Below are 19,111 nucleotides of genomic sequence, written 5' to 3'. Positions count from 1 at the left end.
CTCTTTATTTTTAAGCACTATGAGATGCTATTAATTTTTTGATAACTAGCCACGATTCCCTTTATGAGAGAAGAGCTTAAACCTGAATGTTCCATCTCATTGAGACCTTCTATGGTACAGCCTTTTGGCGTAGTTACTTTATCAATTTCTGCTTCTGGGTGGTTTCCAGATTTAATAACGAGCGTGGCAGCTCCTAGACAAGTTTGCATTGCAAGTTCTTGCGCTTCTTTTGCGTCAAAACCTAACTGTATGGCACCCTGCGTAGTTGCTCTTATCAATCGCATCCAGAAAGCAATACCACTTGCACAGATTACCGTAGCAGCTTGCATTTGTCCTTCTGGAATAATAAGGGTTGTACCTAATTTGTTAAAAATGGCTTCGGCAATGGCAATACGCTTTTCGCCTACTGTATTACTACATAAACAGGTCATACTTTGCCCTACAGCAATAGCGGTGTTAGGCATCGCTCGTATAATAAATTGATCGTCTCCTACAATCTCAGCGATTTGTGGCACTTTAAAACCAGTTATCGTAGAGATAATAATGTGTTTCTCAGTAAGCAATTCTTTAATATCCTCAAGTATACCTGCAAAATGACCTGGTTGTACTGCAAAAATGAGAATATCGCTTTTTACAACAGCTTCACGGTTATCACTCGTAGTTGTTACTTCCTTGTACGCATCCCATTTTTCGATACTAGAAATATCTCTTTTAGTAAGATATAAGCTAGTTACCGCATTATTTGTGATGAGTCCTTTTGCGATGGCAAGACCTAAATTTCCCGTTCCTATGATTGCTATTTTCATATGTCTATATCTTAACTATTAGAAATAACTTGCCTTGAGTTGGAGCCCAGTATCTTGAGCCCACCCAAACATTAGATTCATATTTTCTACAGCTTGACCACTTGCTCCTTTTAATAGATTATCAATCACACTGGTAATCAATAATTTATTGCCATGTTTTTCTAAGTGTATAAAACAGTAGTTTGTATTGATCACTTGTTTGAGGTGTAAAGGTGCTTTTACCGCTTTCGCGAAAGCGGAATCCTTATAAAAATCTTCATAGAGCTCATATGCATCCTCAACAGTGCCTTCAAAATGAGTGTAAGCAGTTGCAAAAATCCCTCTAGAAAAATTACCACGCTGCGGAATGAAATGAAGTTCGCTGTTAAAACTCTCTTGCAGCTGGACGACAGACTCTCCTATCTCCCCAAGATGCTGATGATTAAAAGCCTTATAGTGTGAGAAGTTATTATCTCTCCACCCAAAATGCGTAGTAGCACTTGGTTTTACTCCCGCTCCCGTAGCACCTGTAACGGCATTAATATGCACATCTTGGCTAAGTAAAGAAGCGCTCGCAAGCGGCAATAACGCAAGCTGAATAGCAGTTGCAAAACAGCCTGGATTTGCAATATTCTGCGCGTTTTTTATTTCCTCTTTATTGATTTCTGGAAGTCCGTATACAAAAACTCGATCTTGAAAAAAGATATCATTTTTAAGTCTAAATTCATTACTCAGGTCAACAACCTTTGTAGCATCAGAAAATGTATGATTTCTCAAGAATTCGCCAGAATTACCATGACCCAAGCATAAGAAGACTACATCTACCTCACTATTTACTTTACTTGTAAAACTAAGGTCTACGTGAGCAAGATCTTGATGAACAATCCCTACTGCATTACCAGCATTACTTGTGCTGTATATAAAATCTATCTGCACTTCTGGGTGATGAATAAGCAGTCTAATGAGCTCCCCAGCAGTATAACCTGCACCACCTATGATTCCTATTTTTTTCATTTGTTTTGGTTTGCTATGATTCTAGACTGGTTCCCTAATATTTTTATAAACCCTTTTGCTTCGGCGGCGGTCCATCCTTGGTTTTCTTCTCCGTAGCTCGCTACCTTAGATTGCATAAGGTCATAATCTGATGTGATGCCTACTACCTCAAATCTATATGGATGTAATACTACTTCTACTTCTCCAGTCACCGTATTCTGGCTGCTTTGTAAAAATGCTTCAAAGTCTCTCATTACAGGCTCTAGGTATAATCCCTCGTGTAAGTGAGTACCATACCACAAAGCAATATTTTCTTTGTGTTGTAATTGCCATTTTGAAAGCGTGTGTTTCTCAAGAGTACGATGTGCTTCTAGTATAATTATAGGAGCTGCAGCTTCAAAACCTACTCTTCCTTTTATACCAATAATGGTGTCTCCCACGTGCATCCCGCGACCTATGGCATACTTACTTGCAATGTCTTCTAGTTGCTCTATAATCTCCACTGGCGAACCTTGCTTTCCATTAAGCGAAGTAGGTTCTCCTTGTGTGAATCCAATTTTTAAGGTTTGAGAATCGCTAGCCTCCAGCTGACTAGGATATGAATCCTCAGGAAGTGTTTGATGTGAAGTTAGGGTTTGAGCACCTCCTACACTTGTACCCCATAAACCTTGATTTATTGAGTATTGAGCTTTCTCCCAAGACCAAGAAATACCGTGACTCTGTAAGTAATCGATTTCCTGCTTTCGCGAAAGCGTTTGATCTCTAATCGGCGTTATTATTTCTAACTCTGGCACAATAGTCTGAAACGTCATATCAAAACGTACTTGATCATTACCTGCACCCGTACTACCGTGAGCAATAGCATCGGCATTTTTAGCTTTGGCAAATTTTGCAATCTCTATGGCTTGCACGATACGCTCTGCACTTACAGAAAGTGGATAACTGTTGTTCTTAAGTACATTACCAAAAATTAGGTACTTCACCACCGTATCATAAAAGGTAGCTATAGCATCTATATTAGTATATGATGTCGCTCCTAGGGCAAGCGCTTTCTCTTTGTTATTTGCGATTTCTTGATCTGTAAATCCACCTGTGTTTACACTTACAGCGTGTACTTCATATCCCATTTCTGCAGTAAAATATTTTACACAATAGCTTGTATCGAGTCCTCCTGAGTATGCTAAGATTAATTTTTTCATTACTTATTTTTTTTAAGGAATAGCTTTTCCTTTATTTGTTTTAGCCTGTTAAAAACAGGTGCCTTTACAGTATTTTTTTCTGTGGATTTGGATTCTTTTGATGGATCATAGAGCATCCCTGTGCATAAGCACATCTTTTGTTCTGTACGTGTGAGTACATCAAAGTTCTTGCAGGTTTGGCAGCCTTTCCAAAAGCTCTCATCTGTTGTGAGTTCAGAAAACGTGACGGGTTTATAACCTAAATCACTATTAATCTTCATCACGGCAAGACCCGTAGTGATACCGAAGATTTTTGCATCTGGATAACGCTTTCGCGAAAGCGTAAATATCTCCTCTTTAATTTTTTTAGCAAGTCCCTGTCCTCTGAAGTCTGGGTGAACAATAAGTCCAGAGTTGGCTATAAATTTTTCGTGTCCCCAAGCTTCTATATAACAGAAGCCCGCAAAAACGTCTCCCTCTAAAGCGATGACAGCATTACCTGCTTCCATCTTTGAGATGACATATTCTGGAGTTCTACGAGCGATTCCTGTACCACGTACCTTAGATGACTCTGCGATGGTATCACAGATAATCTGAGCATATGGTGTATGCGAAATCGTGGCTACAACAATTTGCATAGCGATGATTTAAGTTAAAATGTATATTGAAAATGTGACGGTTCCTTTTGTGGAAAACGGGATAGGACTCACCTACCATCCCTCATTAATGAGCTACCCTTACGGGCGGCGGCGGAATCGTCGTACAGGAACAGGAATTAATTGCATAGCAGGCCTTGCAGCAAGAAGTGCTGTTAAGGCTTTTAAGATATGTACAATTGTTCTGTTCATAAGATGACTCAAAGGTAGCAACTTATTTGAGCTAGCCATAAACTTTCAGCACTAATTATAAAAATACACAGCTTTTTAAATAATTATAGATAATAGTAAGCTTTGAATATTAATATCTTAAAAAAGACAATACTCATTATGAATTATTCAAAATGAAGTAATTACAATTAAACTCAATAAAAAAGCCTGTACAATAAGTACAGGCTTTTTAAATTATAATAAAGTTTTAAATTACTTTGCAATATTTACCGCTCTTGTCTCGCGTATCACCGTAACTTTTACTTGACCTGGATAGGTCATGTCTGTTTGAATCTTTTGAGAAATTTCGAAAGATAAATTAGATGCTTTATCATCATTTACTTTTTCGCTCTCTACAATTACACGTAACTCACGTCCAGCTTGAATTGCATATGCTTTTTTAACACCTTGAAAACCAAAAGCGATTTCTTCTAGATCTTTAAGACGCTGTATGTATGAATCTAGTACCTGACGGCGAGCTCCTGGACGTGCTCCACTTATAGCATCACAAACTTGAACAATAGGTGATAATAAACTAGTCATTTCTATCTCATCGTGGTGAGCTCCTATGGCGTTGCAAACGTCTGGTTTCTCTCCATATTTTTCTGCCCACTGCATTCCTAAGATTGCGTGTGGAGTTTCTGTATCAGTATCTGGCACTTTACCTATATCATGTAAAAGTCCAGCTCTACGAGCAAGCTTGGCATTAACACCCAGTTCTGCAGCCATCACGCTACATAGCTTTGCTACTTCTCTACTATGTTGTAGTAAGTTTTGTCCATAAGAAGAACGATACTTCATACGTCCAACAGCTTTAATGAGCTCTGGGTGTAAACCGTGTATTCCTAAATCAATCACCGTACGCTTACCTACTTCAACAATTTCTTGTTCTATCTGTTTTGTCGTCTTTTGAACAACTTCTTCTATACGTGCTGGGTGAATACGACCGTCTGTTACAAGCTTGTGAAGAGATAGACGAGCTACCTCACGACGTACACTATCAAAACATGAAAGTATGATTGCCTCAGGAGTATCATCTACTATAATCTCAACACCCGTTGCAGCTTCTATAGCGCGTATGTTACGTCCTTCACGACCTATGATTCTACCTTTTACGTCGTCACTTTCTAGATTAAAGACAGATACACAATTTTCTACCGCTTCTTCTGTCCCAATACGCTGTATCGTATTTATAATAATCTTCTTAGCTTCCTGCTCTGCCGTCATTTTTGCCTCTTCTATGGAAGTTTGAACATGCTTCATTGCATCAGCCTTCGCTTGATCTTTCAGCGTTGTTACAAGTTGACTTTTTGCTTCTTCTGCAGAAAGTCCAGAAATAACCTCAAGTTGCTGCACAGTACTCTCGTGCATCTTATCTGCTTCAGCCTTTTTCTTATCTACGTATTCTAAGCGCTTATCGTAATCTTTAATCTTATCCTCTAGTGATTGATTTAATTTTTTATTTCGCGAAAGCTCTCCACTTACTTGAGATTCTTTGTCTCTAGCGCGTTTCTCTGCATCATTCATTTTCTTATCACGAGATAATATTACCTTCTCATGCTCTGCTTTAAGCTCAATAAATTTTTCTTTTGCTTGTAATATTTTATCTTTCTTAAGAGACTCTCCATCAGAAGTTGCTTCTTTTAAAATGCCTTGGGCACTTTTCTTAGCGCGTTTGATAATCTGCGATGCGTTATTACGTTCTAGCATTTTTGCTATAAGAAAGCCTAAAGCTAGTGCAATCACACCTACGATGAACAAGAGTGCATTATGTTCCATAATTTTAGTGAATATTTTTAATGCCACAGAGGGCAGTACTAATGGTTGATTTATAAGGTTTTACAACCTTAACATCTCACGATGAGATATAAAAAAGCCTGCATTAGAAGTGCATTTTGTATAAACTCCTAATAGTAAGGATTAGAGCTAGAAAGCTGATCAAGGTTCCGTCTACCTAGACAAGTCTAGTAACGGCATGCTTTTACAACTTAGAGTCACTCTTTATAAAAAATAACTGTTGAGTTTATCAAAAAAATATCCAATGCAGGCAGTAATATGCTGTTGTATGTAAAGAACGTCTATGTTAAGCTCTCATCGAGGAGTGCCGCTAGTTTTTGTAATCTAGCTGCTGTCTCATCACTAAGAGAGTCTTCATTTATAGTTTTTTGGGTAACCTTTGAAGCAAATTGCAATGCACACATTGCTAGTACATCTTGCTTATCTCTAACGGCATAACTCTGCTCAAATTGCTTTACCATTGCCTCGATCTCTTTAGTTGCTTTACGTAATCCTTCCTCTTGAGCTGGATCAATAGTAAGCGGGTATACGCGATCTGCAATAGACAATTTAATTTTAAGTTTGTCTGCCATAATTATTCAGCCAGTGACGCAATACATGTATCAATCTCACGTACTAATGCGTTTATCTTCAATTTGGTTTCCCTTTTGTAATCGTTACTGCCTAGTAATGCATTTGCCGTTTTAAGAGTCTTCACCTTCTGTTCACTCGCCACAATGGCGTCTCTCAGTTGTTTGTTTTCTTGTTGCATTGCGGTAAGTTCTGTTTCCAGCGCTATCCGCTTTTGCTTCACATCTTCGTATTTTTTCAACAAAGTAGCGACTCTATACTCAAGAGAATCCACAACTTTAGAAAGACTACTCATAACATGTCTGCATTTACTACGTTACACAAAGTTAACATTTGAAAGATACTCATACAATGGATACGAGTTAAATTTTATTAGATATAAAATATGCTTACGCGAAAACATGAATCAAGCATACTTAATCTTCTATCCAATAGGGTAATAACACAATTAATTACCCATGAACACCAAATAAAAAGAAACACTGTACCTTTACATAACCCAAAACCACATACAGTGACATTTACAAGAACAACAGAACAAGATTCTCACTACGATCATCTTGAAAAGATGACTACCACAGAGCTGCTCTCAAATATTAATAAAGAGGACAAAACAGTTCCAAATGCAGTTGAGAAGGTAATCCCACATATTGAAAAATTAGTGGACGTGATTGTATCAAAATTAGAAAAAGGCGGAAGACTATTTTACATGGGAGCCGGAACTAGCGGTCGCTTAGGTGTTGTAGATGCAAGCGAGTGCCCTCCTACTTTTGGTGTATCACCTGAAACGGTTATTGGAATAATTGCAGGTGGTGATGAGGCAATAAGGAACGCGGTAGAATTTGCAGAGGATAGTAAAAATCAAGGTTGGGAAGATCTTAGCTCCCATAATGTTTCAGAAAAAGACGTCGTAATTGGTATTGCTGCATCAGGAACAACGCCGTACGTTATTAGTGCGCTAAAGAAATGTAACGAAAAAAATATCATTACCGGATGTATTACTTGTAATGAAGGAAGCCCACTTGCATTAACGGCTGTATATCCAATAGTTCCAGTTGTGGGTCCAGAGTTTGTTACAGGAAGCTCACGTATGAAAGCAGGAACAGCTCAAAAGCTAATTCTCAATATGATATCTACAGCTACAATGATTAAGCTAGGACATATTAAGGGAAATAAAATGGTAGATATGCAACTCAGTAATGAGAAGCTAGTAAAACGAGGAACTAATATGATTATGACCTCACTTAATATACCAGAAAAAGAAGCAAACACTTTGTTATTAACCTACGGCAGTGTACGTAAAGCAATACATGAATATCATGCACACAAATAAAGAAAAGCTAGCCAAAGGTGTTAAGCTTATGGGAGGAACTCTTTTATTATTAGTAACAGCACCTATAATTCTTAACTCTTCCTTTAAAAATCAGGATCATCCTATGTTTATCCCTATTCTGGGCATAGGAATTATATTATTTATTGCTGCTATTTATTTTGGATTCAAAGGAATAAGAATGCTTATGAAAGCATTATTTAATGATTAAATAGATTTTAAATACCCTCTCTTTTTGGAACTGGTGTAGATGGATTATATCCAAAACCTTCGATTACAGTTTCTACTCCAAGAGTTTGCAACATATAACTTATAATTGCATAGTGATGTGTTGCATGCGTATTAGCTTGAGCAAGTACACTCTCAAGTGTGTACATGATTGTTTCTTTACCGGCCCCTAGGTTGTCTGTAACATGCAATAAGTAGTCTGTATTCACTCCTATAAATGATACTAATTGCTGTTGGATTTCATATATCTTATTCTTTGCAGCCTCTGGATTTGTTGAAATCACTTCATCCCTCTTACGCGCGGTAAGGTCAATGTTGTTAGATTGTATACCATTGATAACACAGTCAAAAAAGTCTAATGCGTGCCTAACATGGGAACCTATACTACTATAATAGGGACCAACAGTATTATCAATATAAGTATCTTCTGATATAGTATCTATTAGAGTAATGGCATTTCCTAAATTTTTATTGATAACACTAACGATTTCTCTCCGCATACATTCTTTATTATAATATTTTACTGATTTAAATCTATTTACACAATAATACTATTTTGTATAAAATGAATCTGAATATAAGAAAAGAGAATTACAAGAGGTCATAAAATTTCATTTAAAGACTTTGTAATTCACAATTAGATAAACTCTAAAAATAGAAACTCTACCTTTTCCTCGTAGTCTAAGATTATAGAGTAAAAGTCGCTAGAACGTGCAAGAACTTTCAATTAAGCAATTTTATTTTTAGCCATTTAACAATTGAGCTCACGAACCTATTCAACTAATGATTAGCGAGTTATGCGCTTACATTTCCTTGATTTTATGGCATAAAAAAAGCTCCAATACAATAATTGTATTGGAGCCTTAAAAAGGCGGCGACCTACTCTCCCACGAGTGCAGTACCATCGGCGCTGACGGGCTTAACTTCTCTGTAAAAATAATTTGAAGAAATAAAAACAAACTTTTTGAAGACATTTAAAAGAACAACCGCTTGCTGTTAAGCGGGTGGCAAAGATACACCGAAGTTCTAATCTGACAAGAATATTCTTAAGAAAATTTTAAGGAAATATGCAACTCACTGTAAATACAAGAAGTAGCTTTTAAAATAATTTCATTGACACCTCAACAACCATAAAAGAACCCTGTTTTATACTCCATAAAGTCAGAGAAACTAGCAATTCCTACCTCAGCAACCATCAAATAGCTGCAAAAACCACCCTAGATATTTTCGCGAAAGCGATACAGAGTAATTATACCATATAATAGGTATGCTATTACTCTACTCCTTTCTCCTTCCACTTATCTGATAATTCTAAAAACTCAAAGTCTAAAGCGCTAGGCTGTGTTTCTAGAATTCCTGATTGAAAAGAGCGTTGCAGTATATCTTCTATAAGGAAATCTTCTTCCTCGTTTACTGGATCAAACTCTCTTTTAAGTGATATGTCAAAAGCACTGGCGGTAGTATTATACCAGAATGCTCTCCAACCACTGCGCAACCTCTTTATCAATTCGAAAGCTGTCTCGCCTGTTTGACGGTGTATGAGCTTAATAAGTATTTGCCCTTCGGTGCGTGTGAGTTTCTTAAGCTCTGCCGAAAATTCCCCTTCTAGATATTTATGAATGATTTTTGTGTACTTCTTTCTAGCGCGTTTGCCTTCTATAGAATCTAATCTACTATTTAATTCCACAAGCCTATCTGCAGCAAGTTTTGCGTATGGAAAAACCTTTCTGGTTTTTCGGCGTAATATTAAGTAGCGTCTGCGGTCTTCTTTGTTATCAAATTTTAATCTTTTAAAAACGATAACCTCATTAAGATCTATAGCGCTCCTCGGGATGGTGTCTCCCTGAATGATGTAATATTCAATTGCTACTTCTGTAGAATCTACAGGAGTTTCTTGGCCCCAAGCAAACCCTGCTATGAATACTATTATATATAGGAGATTATGTATGCGCATCTTTTTATTTCGCTTTAAGCTAAAATCGTTCCAAAATTAGGTATTAGACCTCTATAACGTTATAAACTCTTGGTTAATATTCTTACTTTTAAAGAAAATATTATTCTATGGCTTCAAAAAGCATTTTAAATAAAAAGTCTCTAGACTTTCTCGAACGTTACCTCAACAACGCCGCTCCTACTGGTTATGAGTGGGACGGTCAAAAATTGTGGATGGATTATCTTACCCCTTATGTAGATGAATTTATCACAGATACCTATGGAACTGCAGTTGCAGTAATTAATCCAAACGCAAAATATAAAGTAGTAATAGAAGGTCACGCAGACGAAATATCTTGGTATGTAAATTATATAGCAGATAACGGTCTTATATATGTAATACGTAATGGCGGTAGTGATCACCAGATTGCTCCTTCTAAGATTGTAAATGTGCACACTAAGGATGGCATTGTAAAAGGAGTTTTTGGCTGGCCAGCAATTCACACTCGCGATAAGTCTAAAGAAGAAGCTCCAAAACCTGATAACATTTTTATAGATGTAGGTGCAGCAGATAAAGAAGAAGTTGAAAAAATGGGCATATTTGTGGGCTGTGTAATCACCTACCCAGATACGTTCCATGTTTTAAACGGAGATAAGTTCGTGTGCCGTGCGATAGATAATCGTGCAGGTGGCTTTATGATTGCAGAAGTTGCTAGACTGCTTCATGAAAATAAGAAGACCCTACCTTTTGGTCTTTATATTACAAACTCGGTTCAAGAGGAAATAGGTTTACGTGGTGCACAAATGATTGCAGAGCGTATTAAGCCTAATGTGGCAATCGTTACAGATGTAACTCATGACACCACAACACCTATGATAGAGATGAAAAAGCAAGGACATGTGGAACTAGGTAAAGGACCCGTGATTGCTTATGCTCCTGCGGTACAACAAAAGCTACGTGATCGTATTACAGAAACTGCCGAAAAGAATAAACTTCCTTTCCAGAGAGCTGCACTTTCTCGTGCTACGGGTACAGATACAGATGCATTTGCTTATAGCGGTAGCGGCGTAGCCTCTGCCCTTATATCACTACCATTAAGATATATGCACACTACTGTAGAGATGGTACACCGTGAAGATGTAGAAAATGTGATTAAACTTATATATGAAACGCTACTTACTATAGAAGATGGTGAGACGTTCTCTTATTTTGAATAATCCGCTTTCGCGAAAAAATTGAAATAAAAAAACCCGTTCAATATCATTGAACGGGTTTTTACTTTTAAAACATTAAAGCTTCCTCTATGGAATCCACTTCTTCTCAAAATTAGGTGCTCTTTTTTCTAGAAAGGCATTTCTACCTTCTACCGCTTCGTCTGTCATATACGCAAGGCGTGTCGCTTCTCCAGCAAATACTTGTTGCCCCACCATACCATCATCTGTAAGGTTCATAGCAAACTTGAGCATCTTTATAGAGATAGGTGATTTTGCAAGAATCTCTTGCGCCCACTCGTATGCAGTATCTTCTAGCTCTGCATGTGGTATTACGGCATTTACCATTCCCATCTCATAAGCTTCCTGCGCAGAATAGTTTCTACCTAAGAAGAAAATCTCTCTTGCTTTCTTTTGTCCAACCATTTTTGCTAGGTAAGCACTTCCATAACCACCGTCAAAAGAAGTTACATCTGCATCTGTCTGCTTAAAAATTGCGTGTTCCTTACTTGCAAGTGTTAAGTCACAAACTACATGTAAACTGTGCCCTCCTCCTACTGCCCATCCAGGAACAACTGCGATTACGGCTTTAGGCATAAAACGAATAAGACGTTGTACTTCTAATATATTAAGTCTATGATATCCATCTTCTCCTACATATCCTTCTTTACCACGTGCTTTTTGATCACCACCTGAGCAAAAACTATATACACCATCCTTAGATGATGGCCCTTCGGCAGATAGAAGTACTACACCTATAGATGTATCTTCATTTGCATCATAAAAGGCATCATATAATTCCTTTGTAGTATTAGGTCTAAATGCGTTGCGCACATCTGGCCTATTAAATGCTATTCTCGCTACACCATTACTCTTTTTATAAGTAATGTCTTTGTATTCTTTGGCTGTTTGCCAGTTTGGCTTATCCATAAAATGCTATTTTAGCGTAAAAATAATTCTTTATTCCTAGACCGATGAAAAAAGTAGTACTAAGTGTGATGGTTGTTTTTGCTTTCGCGAAAGCGTACTACGCACAAGAAGTCACCACCGCTCCCTATATTTTTACAGATACTATTGATTTACAAGCCACAGCTGTCATAAGTCAAGGTGTCACCGGAACCTGCTGGAGCTTTAGTACGTCTTCCTTTTTAGAAAGTGAAATACTTAGACTTACAGGAAACAATGTTGATTTATCTGAAATGTACACGGTAAGGAATATATATCCAGAAAAAGCAGATAACTATATAATGAGACAAGGTAGCGCACAGTTTTCTGAGGGTGGTCTGGCTCATGATGTCTTACATAGCGTGACAAATTATGGACTAGTTCCTGCTACTGCTTATACTGGACTTGCTGATGCAGAAGAATCACACAATCATGCCGAAATGGTAGCAGTACTGCATGCTATGCTGGACACCTACATTGATAATCCTGGACGTAGCTTAAGCAAAAAATGGAAAGATGCCGTTAGTAAAGTTCTGGATGTATATCTAGGAGAAAATCTATCAACATTTGATTACAATGGAAAAACATATTCACCTAAAGAGTTTGCTAGGGAAATGAAAGTAAACCCTAAAAACTATGTGACGCTCACTTCTTTTACACACCAACCATTTTACAACTCTTTTGTACTTAATATTCCTGATAACTTTTCAAATGGATCAATGTACAATCTCCCGCTAGATGAATTTATAAGTAATATAGATCACGCACTAGACAATGGCTTTACAGTTACACTTGACTGTGACGTGAGCGAACTTACATTTTCTTCAAAGCAGGGTGTAGCCGTGATTCCTTCTCGTGATGAGAATAAGAGAGTTGCCGTATTAGGTCCAGAGCCAGAAAAAATGATCTCACAGCAATATAGACAAGAGGAATTTGAAAACTACAATACGACAGATGACCACTTAATGCATATCACAGGGAAAGCTACAGATCAAAATGGGACTGTTTACTATAAAGTAAAAAACTCATGGGGAACAGATCCCGCAAAGACTACTTATGATGGTTATGTATATATGAGCGTTGCATATATGAGATTAAAAGCCATTTCTGTACTTCTTCATAAGGAAGGACTTTTAAAACAAACTTCAAGAAAAATTGGTTTTTAAAATCGGCAAAGCAACCATTTTTACCGACTAATGGGGTTTTGCGGCTAATTTATAGAATACGAGCTACCTAGAATCACGAGGGTTATTATTCAAATTATCTTTAAGATATTAATTACAACCACCAAAGTCAATGAGTATAAGTGAATTAAAGTCTCTAGAAGATATTGAAACTATATATCATCTAGATATCGGATCTGTTACTATGTTTGAAAATTATCTCGTAACAGAGTTTAAAGAAGGTGTATTACTTGATGCTCTAAATTATCAATATCTAGCATCACTTATTAAAGATCACTTTGAACATTTAGACACATTTGGATATATATCTAATAGACTTAATGCATACGCCGTTGTTCCCACAGCGCTTATGAATACTGAGCCTTTTAATATACCTAATGCTAAAGTCGCCATTGTAAGTTATAATGAGACTAGTAAAAAGTCTTCCATTTTTGAGAGTAACTTCTACCCCTTTAAGCCAGAAATATTTGACAATCTTCCTAATGCACTTGCATGGGTAACTAGTGATGACATTATCACTTCTTGCTAACCGACTATTTAAAAACATCCATATATAAAAAACAGCAGGCAGCTCATAGAGCTGCCTGCTGTTTTTGTTACTTATTTAAGGAAACTTAATCTATAAGATGTATTCCATCCTCCTTTATTAGGATTTTACGATCTCTGTATAAAGTTCCTATTGCCTTTTTAAAACTCTTTTTACTTAAACCTAATTGGTTCTGTATATCTACTGGATCAGATTTATCATGCAAAGGCATGAATCCATCATTTGCCTGAAGTTCGTCAAAGATATACTGAGCATTAGGCTCTATACTTTTATATCCTTCTTCTTGAAGAATCAAATCTATTTTGCCATCTGGGCGTATTTTCTTTACCCATGCTTCAAGCTTATCACCAGTTCTTATATCTTCAAAAATATCTTCCTTGTATATAAGTCCTTTATGCTTACCATCTACAATTGCGTTTGCACCGCGCTCTGTAATGTGAGATATAATCACCTCTACTTTATCAAATTTCTTTACCTCAACGTTATCGTTAGATAAATACTTCATGGTTTTACTTGTAGCAGCAAGACGGTTTGTTTTTGCGTCTAGATACATGTAAACAATGTACCAGCTACCTACTTTCATAGGTCTAGCTTGCTGAGCAAAAGGAACAAAAAGTTCTTTTTCAAGTCCCCAGTCTAAAAATGCTCCTACTTCATTTACCGCCGTACAACGTAAATAACCAAAATTATTGAGCTCTATAAACGGCTTAAGAGTTGTCGCTACCGGTCTTTCTTCATGATCAAGATAAACATACACGTTAAGTTCATCCCATATTTTATACTCTTCTGGAACATATTTATTAGGTAACAAGACGTCATCTCCTGCTTCATTAGAAAGAAAAAGCCCAGGCTCTGTCTCTCTATCTATTCTCATTATATGGTACTTTCCTATATCTAACATAATCTTAATTAAAGTGCAAAAATACGATTACTTAAATTACAAACAACCATCTACTATAGACTTAATCCATAGGGTAGAAAACAACAAAGCTTTAAGCACAATGTCACAAACAGATTGAACAATTTAATAGTTGGCTCAAAACAAAAAAAACGCCTTGACGGTAAGTCAAGGCGTTTTTAGATATTGTAAGAGTAGTCTATTTGTAAACAGACTCTTTCTTAAAGTGCTTTGCTAGCATATAGTATACTACTGCACGGTATTTATTACGATTAGACTTTCCGTATGTTTCAAGAACACTATCGATAGCCTTATCTAAGTCTGCGCTATCTGCAAGACCTAGTTTTTTTATTAAGAAGTTATTCTTTACAGTAGCGATTTCTGTAGCAGAACCTCCAGAAACTGTAGATGAGTCTTTATTGTAAATAGACGGTCCACAACCTATTGTCACTTTAGTAAGGAAATCCATATCTGGAGTTACTCCACATTTGTTTTTTAAATCATCTGCATACTTGGCGATGAGTTCTTCTCTTTTGCTCATAATTGTATTGTTACTAGTTTAGTTAATTCTTTATTACATCTTAAAGATAAACAAAAAGTTAAACTATCCTTAAAAAAGATCACTTGATAAAGTTAAAGTAATCAAGTAACACTTTATCGTTGATTTTGCGCGGTGTGAAGATTTCAAGCAAGGTAGGTTTATCATTTGATGCATATAACTGCGCTTTCGCGAAAGCGCAACTCTCCTCACTATCTGCTTTCAAGTATTTGAAATTATACATCTCACATAACTTCTCTGCCGAAAGCTCGTGGGTTGTCTCAAAGAATTCATCAAAGTTATCTGTATTCTTATCCTTGTTAGGCAAGATGCGGAAAATACCTCCTCCACTATTATTAATAACAATAATTTTAAAATCTCTTGGGATATTTTTATTCCACAGCGCATTGCTATCGTAAAAGAAACTTAGCTCTCCCGTGATGAATGTAGTAGGCTTTGTACTTACCATAGCAGCACCTATTGCAGTACTCGTGCTTCCATCTATACCACTAGTTCCTCTATTACAATAAACCTCAAGCGTTTTATTAATATCAAATAGCTGGGCATATCTCACAGTACTACTATTACCTAGTTGTAGCATTGAGTGATCTGGAATCTCACTGAGAATATGGTCAAATGCTTTAAAGTCGCACCATTCCATTTGGTTGATATACTCTGTATGTAGTACATCACGTTTTTCTCGTATAGTAAGCCATTCCTGTTGGTAAGCACTCTTAGCGTACGAAGTGTGCTCTCGTAAGTTTTCTAAAAAGTGGGAAGCCGAAGTTTCAAAATGTTTATTAAGACAGAAATAAGTGTCATAAGCTTTCTTTGCATCAACATGCCAGTGCTGTTGTGGCTGGTAATTTCTAAGAAAAGCTTTTACCTTTTTTGAAACTACCATTCCTCCGAAGGTTAATAGAATATCTGGCTGCAATGCTTTGAAACCGTCATCATCTAGACTACCTATAATATTATCTATGCGCGTGAAGAAATTAGGATGAGAAACATTTGAAGTAGTCTCTGTAAAAACAATAACACTAGAATCATTACCTAACATATCAAGTAATGATTGTTCCATCACATTAGGCCCTTGTACTCCAATAATCACAAGCTTTCGTGTTGCATTATTCCAGCTATCCATATATGGCTGTAACTCATCTAAAGATAGCTGACCAATAATTTTATGAGGTGCTACTTCTATAGGTTTTGCTATCGCCACATCTGTCATTTCATACAGCGGCTCGTAAAAAGGGACATTGATGTGTACTGGACCAGATTGCTCAATCGCTATATTAAGCGCTTTATTAATCTCTTGATCATTATGTCGCTGGCTTTCCTTTATTTTCTGAGCAACCTTAGTATCCGTAACCTCATTTACAGGCACTAATTCGGAGTATAAGTTTGCCGAATATAAAATGTGATTTTCAAAAACGTTCTTTTGTCTTATCGTTTGTCCATCTCCTATATCTATACGTTCAATAGGTCTATCTGCACTTATGGCAATGAGCGGGATATCACTATAAAAAGCTTCGGAGATTGCTGGATAGTAATTGAGTAAAGCACTCCCAGAAGTACATAAAATAGCCACAGGCTTTCTAGATTGTTGTGCTATTCCTAAAGCTACAAAAGCTGCACAGCGCTCATCTACAATGCTGTATGCTTTAATGTTTGGATTTTTTGTAAACTCAATGGTGAGCGGTGCGTTACGGGATCCTGGAGATATAATAACCGTATCAATTCCTTTACTTAAGCAAAGGTGAACGATAGATTGTGCTACAGGAATTTTAGAGTGAATCATTAGTAACAAAAATACGATTTCTACCATTTAGAATTGAGCATCTATAATCAGGAATTATAGAAAATTTGAGATACTTAGTTTCTCAAACAGCACACTTCATATTACGTAGTACGCAGTACTTTTGCTACAGTTTGCAATTTATTTACCGTTTCCTCCCACTCAGCTACTGCGTCACTTGATGCTGTTACTCCGCCACCTACATATAACTGTGCTCCACTAGCATCTACTTCCATACATCGTAGGTTTACAAATAAGTGCGTATGCTTTTTTATGGCGCTATAGGCAAGATTCTCAACATTCCTACGTGTACTTGCTCTCTTTTTTTCTGTTATGTAATTAAGCTCTCCTAAGAAACCTGTGTAATAAGAACGAGCATAACCTTCATGATTAAGGATAAATTCTTTTGCTTCATTTTTTGGTAGTCCGCAAACGGCTGGTGTGGGATGTAGAGCATTTATTACAGCAGCTATGCTTGTTTCATTTTCATTAATGGTTGCAGAAATATCGGTCTTGAGGTGCAGCAAAGTTCCCGCTTGCTGGGTCGTAACATCAGAAACTTGAAGATCATTTACAAGCGTCGATAGATTTTCGACAATAGAATCTGTCACAAATTGTTGTTCCTCTTGTTCTTTTTCTCCCCAGACCACATCAGAACTAGCGCTTTTTTTCTGAGTTCCAGCTAGCGACATTGTATGCAAACGTCTATTATTTATAGATAATAATGTTTCCGGCGTAGCTCCTAGCCATAGACCTACATTAGGGTGATACCAGCAATACACAAACGCGGTCTTATAAGTTCCAAGTAATCGCTTGAAAATCTCAACAGGAGACTCATAATTATGTGGTATGTTTTGCTTTCGCGAAAGCACAACTTTCTTCATAGCCGTATCTGCTATGGCTTCAATTCCTCTATTTACTAGTTTAATATGAACCTCACGATCCTCCTTTGTATGGTTAACTAAGATTGTTTCTGCTTCTAATAACATCTCATTTTCAAAGGAATCGAGCTCCATTACAAAAGACTCTTCGGCAGGAATTAAGACAGTCTCTGATGTTGATGCATCAAAAGGAGCAAACACAAAGCCGCTTTCTGAGAATTCATGTACTTCATGAAGAGTTTCATCATCTTGTAAAAGCGCATGAATCTTTTCTTCATTAGGTTTTCTGTACACTACAAATGGTAATGTACTTTCAAAATGCTCTTCGATATGTTCAAAAAAGTCTGTGCTATTCATTACTTCCTAGGCAAAGCGATTGTAGTCAATTTACATTTTGAAATAAGAGCATCGTTTTCATCTACCACATCGATGTTCCAAAGCTGGGTGGTTCTACCTTTATGTATAAATGTAGCTTTTGCATAAACCATCCCATCGCGTTTACTCTTTACATGATTTGCCGAGATTTCTATACCCCTTATAGTATGCTCCTGGTTGAGAAACATAAAACTAGCCGCGCTACCTACACTCTCTGCAAGAGCAACCATAGCTCCACCATGTAATACTCCATCAGGCTGATGTACTTTTGGAGTTACAGGCATTTGTGCTACAAGAAAATCCTCTCCAAAATCTATATAAGTAATATCTAAGGTTTCCATTAAAGTGTTTTTACAACTCTCTGCTAGACGTGCCAGTACTTCTTCTTTGTTATTTTTCATACAAATCTTTAAAGCGAACAAATTATAGATACTTTCGCATATCAAATTTCGTTAATATTGAACACAAAACCCTCTATTATGATTAAAAAGACACTAGCTATCACATTACTTATACTAACATTTATCTCTTGTGATAAAATTGACGAGCTCACTAAGTTTGACATAGACTATACTACAAATTTCACCATACAAGCCACTACACTTCTAGGTACGCCGTTTGATATTGTCACTCCCGAGACCACAACAAACTCAGAGTCAGAATTTGAGAACAATAACACAAATTCTAATCTTGTAGAAAGCGTAAAGTTAACCACCTTGAGACTTGATCTTCAAACACCTGCTTCTGGTGATTTTGATTTCTTAAATGATATTTTTATTTACATCACTGCAGATGGTCTTCCAGAGCAACTCATCGCTTCAAAAGTGGGCATTCCAGAAAATGGAGCTCGCTCACTTACGCTAGATATAGAAAATGTAGAGCTTGAAGAGTATATCAAGAAAGATTCTTACAGATTGCGCACAGAAACAACAACAGATCAAACCATCGAGTCTGATCATGAAATAGAGATCTACACTAAATTTAAAGTAGATGCAGAGATTTTAGGAGTATAATAACTCATAACATATCGCTTCTTACAAAATGTGTCGTATTT

At 36.8% G+C, this 19,111-nt stretch carries 21 protein-coding genes and 1 other RNA gene; 6 read left to right on the top strand and 16 right to left on the bottom strand.

Translation table 11 applies throughout. The features are described from left to right. Positions 1-17 precede the first annotated feature (17 nt). The 8 genes from proC to ACJJVU_RS06865 all read right to left on the bottom strand — a co-directional run bounded on the left by proC (position 18) and on the right by ACJJVU_RS06865 (position 6,412). Positions 18-806, bottom strand: a complete 789-nt coding sequence (gene proC, locus ACJJVU_RS06900; RefSeq protein ID WP_405223645.1) for a pyrroline-5-carboxylate reductase — start codon at positions 804-806, stop codon at positions 18-20. An 18-nt stretch (positions 807-824) separates the two neighbouring features. Further along, complete coding sequence (gene argC, locus ACJJVU_RS06895) at positions 825-1,799, bottom strand: N-acetyl-gamma-glutamyl-phosphate reductase (RefSeq protein WP_405223643.1); 975 nt, start codon at positions 1,797-1,799, stop codon at positions 825-827. Beyond that, positions 1,796-2,977 carry an argininosuccinate synthase gene (gene argG, locus ACJJVU_RS06890; protein WP_405223641.1) on the bottom strand — a complete coding sequence of 394 codons (1,182 nt, stop codon included), beginning with the start codon at positions 2,975-2,977 and terminating at the stop codon, positions 1,796-1,798. The genes argC and argG overlap by 4 nt, the downstream gene beginning before the upstream one ends. Then, entirely contained in the window at positions 2,977-3,594 is a 618-nt protein-coding gene (locus tag ACJJVU_RS06885) for a GNAT family N-acetyltransferase (protein WP_405223639.1), read from the bottom strand. The genes argG and ACJJVU_RS06885 overlap by 1 nt, the downstream gene beginning before the upstream one ends. Before the next feature lie 441 nt (positions 3,595-4,035). Further along, positions 4,036-5,601, bottom strand: a complete 1,566-nt coding sequence (rny, locus tag ACJJVU_RS06880) for a ribonuclease Y (RefSeq protein ID WP_405223637.1) — start codon at positions 5,599-5,601, stop codon at positions 4,036-4,038. A 122-nt stretch (positions 5,602-5,723) separates the two neighbouring features. Beyond that, positions 5,724-5,845, bottom strand: a non-coding RNA gene (gene ssrS, locus ACJJVU_RS06875) — 6S RNA. A gap of 55 nt (positions 5,846-5,900) precedes the next feature. Continuing rightward, positions 5,901-6,191, bottom strand: a complete 291-nt coding sequence (locus tag ACJJVU_RS06870) for a cell division protein ZapA (protein WP_013751655.1) — start codon at positions 6,189-6,191, stop codon at positions 5,901-5,903. A 2-nt stretch (positions 6,192-6,193) separates the two neighbouring features. After that, a complete protein-coding gene (locus ACJJVU_RS06865) occupies positions 6,194-6,412 on the bottom strand; it encodes a hypothetical protein (protein WP_405223634.1) in 219 nt (72 codons plus the stop codon). Between the two features lie 291 nt (positions 6,413-6,703). On the opposite strand from ACJJVU_RS06865, the gene murQ reads away from it, so the two are divergent. Continuing rightward, complete coding sequence (murQ, locus tag ACJJVU_RS06860) at positions 6,704-7,522, top strand: N-acetylmuramic acid 6-phosphate etherase (protein ID WP_405223632.1); 819 nt, start codon at positions 6,704-6,706, stop codon at positions 7,520-7,522. Next, a complete protein-coding gene (locus tag ACJJVU_RS06855) occupies positions 7,509-7,730 on the top strand; it encodes a DUF6095 family protein (protein WP_186439155.1) in 222 nt (73 codons plus the stop codon). Before murQ ends, ACJJVU_RS06855 begins: the two co-directional genes overlap by 14 nt. Before the next feature lie 7 nt (positions 7,731-7,737). On the opposite strand, the gene ACJJVU_RS06850 is transcribed toward ACJJVU_RS06855, so the two are convergent. After that, a complete protein-coding gene (locus ACJJVU_RS06850) occupies positions 7,738-8,247 on the bottom strand; it encodes a DinB family protein (RefSeq protein WP_405223630.1) in 510 nt (169 codons plus the stop codon). 773 nt (positions 8,248-9,020) lie between these two features. Continuing rightward, on the bottom strand, positions 9,021-9,701 hold the full coding sequence (locus tag ACJJVU_RS06845) for a DUF4294 domain-containing protein (protein WP_298330807.1): 681 nt from the start codon (positions 9,699-9,701) through the stop codon (positions 9,021-9,023). A 107-nt stretch (positions 9,702-9,808) separates the two neighbouring features. Here ACJJVU_RS06845 and ACJJVU_RS06840 point away from each other — a divergent pair, with 107 nt between their 5' ends. Continuing rightward, positions 9,809-10,897, top strand: a complete 1,089-nt coding sequence (locus ACJJVU_RS06840) for a M42 family metallopeptidase (RefSeq protein WP_405223628.1) — start codon at positions 9,809-9,811, stop codon at positions 10,895-10,897. Positions 10,898-10,981: 84 nt separating this feature from the next. Here the strand turns inward: ACJJVU_RS06840 and ACJJVU_RS06835 are convergent, their stop codons facing one another. Then, entirely contained in the window at positions 10,982-11,821 is an 840-nt protein-coding gene (locus ACJJVU_RS06835) for a 1,4-dihydroxy-2-naphthoyl-CoA synthase (RefSeq protein ID WP_108876591.1), read from the bottom strand. 44 nt (positions 11,822-11,865) lie between these two features. On the opposite strand from ACJJVU_RS06835, the gene ACJJVU_RS06830 reads away from it, so the two are divergent. Further along, positions 11,866-13,002, top strand: coding sequence for a C1 family peptidase (locus ACJJVU_RS06830; RefSeq protein ID WP_405223626.1), 1,137 nt, complete (start codon positions 11,866-11,868; stop codon positions 13,000-13,002). Between the two features lie 130 nt (positions 13,003-13,132). After that, positions 13,133-13,549 carry a hypothetical protein gene (locus ACJJVU_RS06825; RefSeq protein WP_405223624.1) on the top strand — a complete coding sequence of 139 codons (417 nt, stop codon included), beginning with the start codon at positions 13,133-13,135 and terminating at the stop codon, positions 13,547-13,549. Positions 13,550-13,634: 85 nt separating this feature from the next. Here ACJJVU_RS06825 and ACJJVU_RS06820 read toward each other — a convergent pair whose 3' ends face one another. The 5 genes from ACJJVU_RS06820 to ACJJVU_RS06800 all read right to left on the bottom strand — a co-directional run bounded on the left by ACJJVU_RS06820 (position 13,635) and on the right by ACJJVU_RS06800 (position 18,458). Next, the gene (locus ACJJVU_RS06820) at positions 13,635-14,468 is read right to left on the bottom strand and encodes a S1 RNA-binding domain-containing protein (protein ID WP_298330791.1); all 834 of its coding nucleotides are present in this window, start codon (positions 14,466-14,468) and stop codon (positions 13,635-13,637) included. A gap of 196 nt (positions 14,469-14,664) precedes the next feature. After that, complete coding sequence (locus tag ACJJVU_RS06815; protein WP_035336332.1) at positions 14,665-15,006, bottom strand: DUF2853 family protein; 342 nt, start codon at positions 15,004-15,006, stop codon at positions 14,665-14,667. 79 nt (positions 15,007-15,085) lie between these two features. Then, on the bottom strand, positions 15,086-16,804 hold the full coding sequence (gene menD, locus ACJJVU_RS06810; protein ID WP_405223621.1) for a 2-succinyl-5-enolpyruvyl-6-hydroxy-3-cyclohexene-1-carboxylic-acid synthase: 1,719 nt from the start codon (positions 16,802-16,804) through the stop codon (positions 15,086-15,088). A gap of 101 nt (positions 16,805-16,905) precedes the next feature. Continuing rightward, entirely contained in the window at positions 16,906-18,039 is a 1,134-nt protein-coding gene (locus tag ACJJVU_RS06805) for a chorismate-binding protein (RefSeq protein ID WP_405223619.1), read from the bottom strand. Then, positions 18,039-18,458, bottom strand: coding sequence for a PaaI family thioesterase (locus ACJJVU_RS06800; protein ID WP_108876597.1), 420 nt, complete (start codon positions 18,456-18,458; stop codon positions 18,039-18,041). The genes ACJJVU_RS06805 and ACJJVU_RS06800 overlap by 1 nt, the downstream gene beginning before the upstream one ends. Positions 18,459-18,536: 78 nt before the next feature. On the opposite strand from ACJJVU_RS06800, the gene ACJJVU_RS06795 reads away from it, so the two are divergent. After that, positions 18,537-19,070, top strand: coding sequence for a hypothetical protein (locus tag ACJJVU_RS06795; protein ID WP_339850249.1), 534 nt, complete (start codon positions 18,537-18,539; stop codon positions 19,068-19,070). The last annotated feature ends 41 nt before the right edge of the window (positions 19,071-19,111 follow it).

Source organism: Dokdonia sp. Asnod1-B02 (assembly GCF_045063955.1).
Classification (GTDB): Bacteria; Bacteroidota; Bacteroidia; order Flavobacteriales; family Flavobacteriaceae; genus Dokdonia.
The sequence above is the reverse complement of the archived record's forward strand: the minus strand, read 5'-3'. Positions and strand labels throughout refer to the sequence as shown.

Coding starts and splice junctions, on each gene's coding strand:
- ACJJVU_RS06870 (WP_013751655.1), bottom strand. CDS start 6,191: ATGGCAGACAAACTTAAAATTAAATTGTCTATTGCAGATCGCGTATAC.
- ACJJVU_RS06795 (WP_339850249.1), top strand. CDS start 18,537: ATGATTAAAAAGACACTAGCTATCACATTACTTATACTAACATTTATC.
- menD (WP_405223621.1), bottom strand. CDS start 16,804: ATGATTCACTCTAAAATTCCTGTAGCACAATCTATCGTTCACCTTTGC.
- rny (WP_405223637.1), bottom strand. CDS start 5,601: ATGGAACATAATGCACTCTTGTTCATCGTAGGTGTGATTGCACTAGCT.
- ACJJVU_RS06830 (WP_405223626.1), top strand. CDS start 11,866: ATGAAAAAAGTAGTACTAAGTGTGATGGTTGTTTTTGCTTTCGCGAAA.
- ACJJVU_RS06800 (WP_108876597.1), bottom strand. CDS start 18,458: ATGAAAAATAACAAAGAAGAAGTACTGGCACGTCTAGCAGAGAGTTGT.
- ACJJVU_RS06840 (WP_405223628.1), top strand. CDS start 9,809: ATGGCTTCAAAAAGCATTTTAAATAAAAAGTCTCTAGACTTTCTCGAA.
- argG (WP_405223641.1), bottom strand. CDS start 2,977: ATGAAAAAATTAATCTTAGCATACTCAGGAGGACTCGATACAAGCTAT.
- ACJJVU_RS06855 (WP_186439155.1), top strand. CDS start 7,509: ATGCACACAAATAAAGAAAAGCTAGCCAAAGGTGTTAAGCTTATGGGA.
- ACJJVU_RS06825 (WP_405223624.1), top strand. CDS start 13,133: ATGAGTATAAGTGAATTAAAGTCTCTAGAAGATATTGAAACTATATAT.
- ACJJVU_RS06815 (WP_035336332.1), bottom strand. CDS start 15,006: ATGAGCAAAAGAGAAGAACTCATCGCCAAGTATGCAGATGATTTAAAA.
- proC (WP_405223645.1), bottom strand. CDS start 806: ATGAAAATAGCAATCATAGGAACGGGAAATTTAGGTCTTGCCATCGCA.
- argC (WP_405223643.1), bottom strand. CDS start 1,799: ATGAAAAAAATAGGAATCATAGGTGGTGCAGGTTATACTGCTGGGGAG.
- ACJJVU_RS06850 (WP_405223630.1), bottom strand. CDS start 8,247: ATGCGGAGAGAAATCGTTAGTGTTATCAATAAAAATTTAGGAAATGCC.
- ACJJVU_RS06845 (WP_298330807.1), bottom strand. CDS start 9,701: ATGCGCATACATAATCTCCTATATATAATAGTATTCATAGCAGGGTTT.
- ACJJVU_RS06820 (WP_298330791.1), bottom strand. CDS start 14,468: ATGTTAGATATAGGAAAGTACCATATAATGAGAATAGATAGAGAGACA.
- ACJJVU_RS06835 (WP_108876591.1), bottom strand. CDS start 11,821: ATGGATAAGCCAAACTGGCAAACAGCCAAAGAATACAAAGACATTACT.
- ACJJVU_RS06805 (WP_405223619.1), bottom strand. CDS start 18,039: ATGAATAGCACAGACTTTTTTGAACATATCGAAGAGCATTTTGAAAGT.
- ACJJVU_RS06885 (WP_405223639.1), bottom strand. CDS start 3,594: ATGCAAATTGTTGTAGCCACGATTTCGCATACACCATATGCTCAGATT.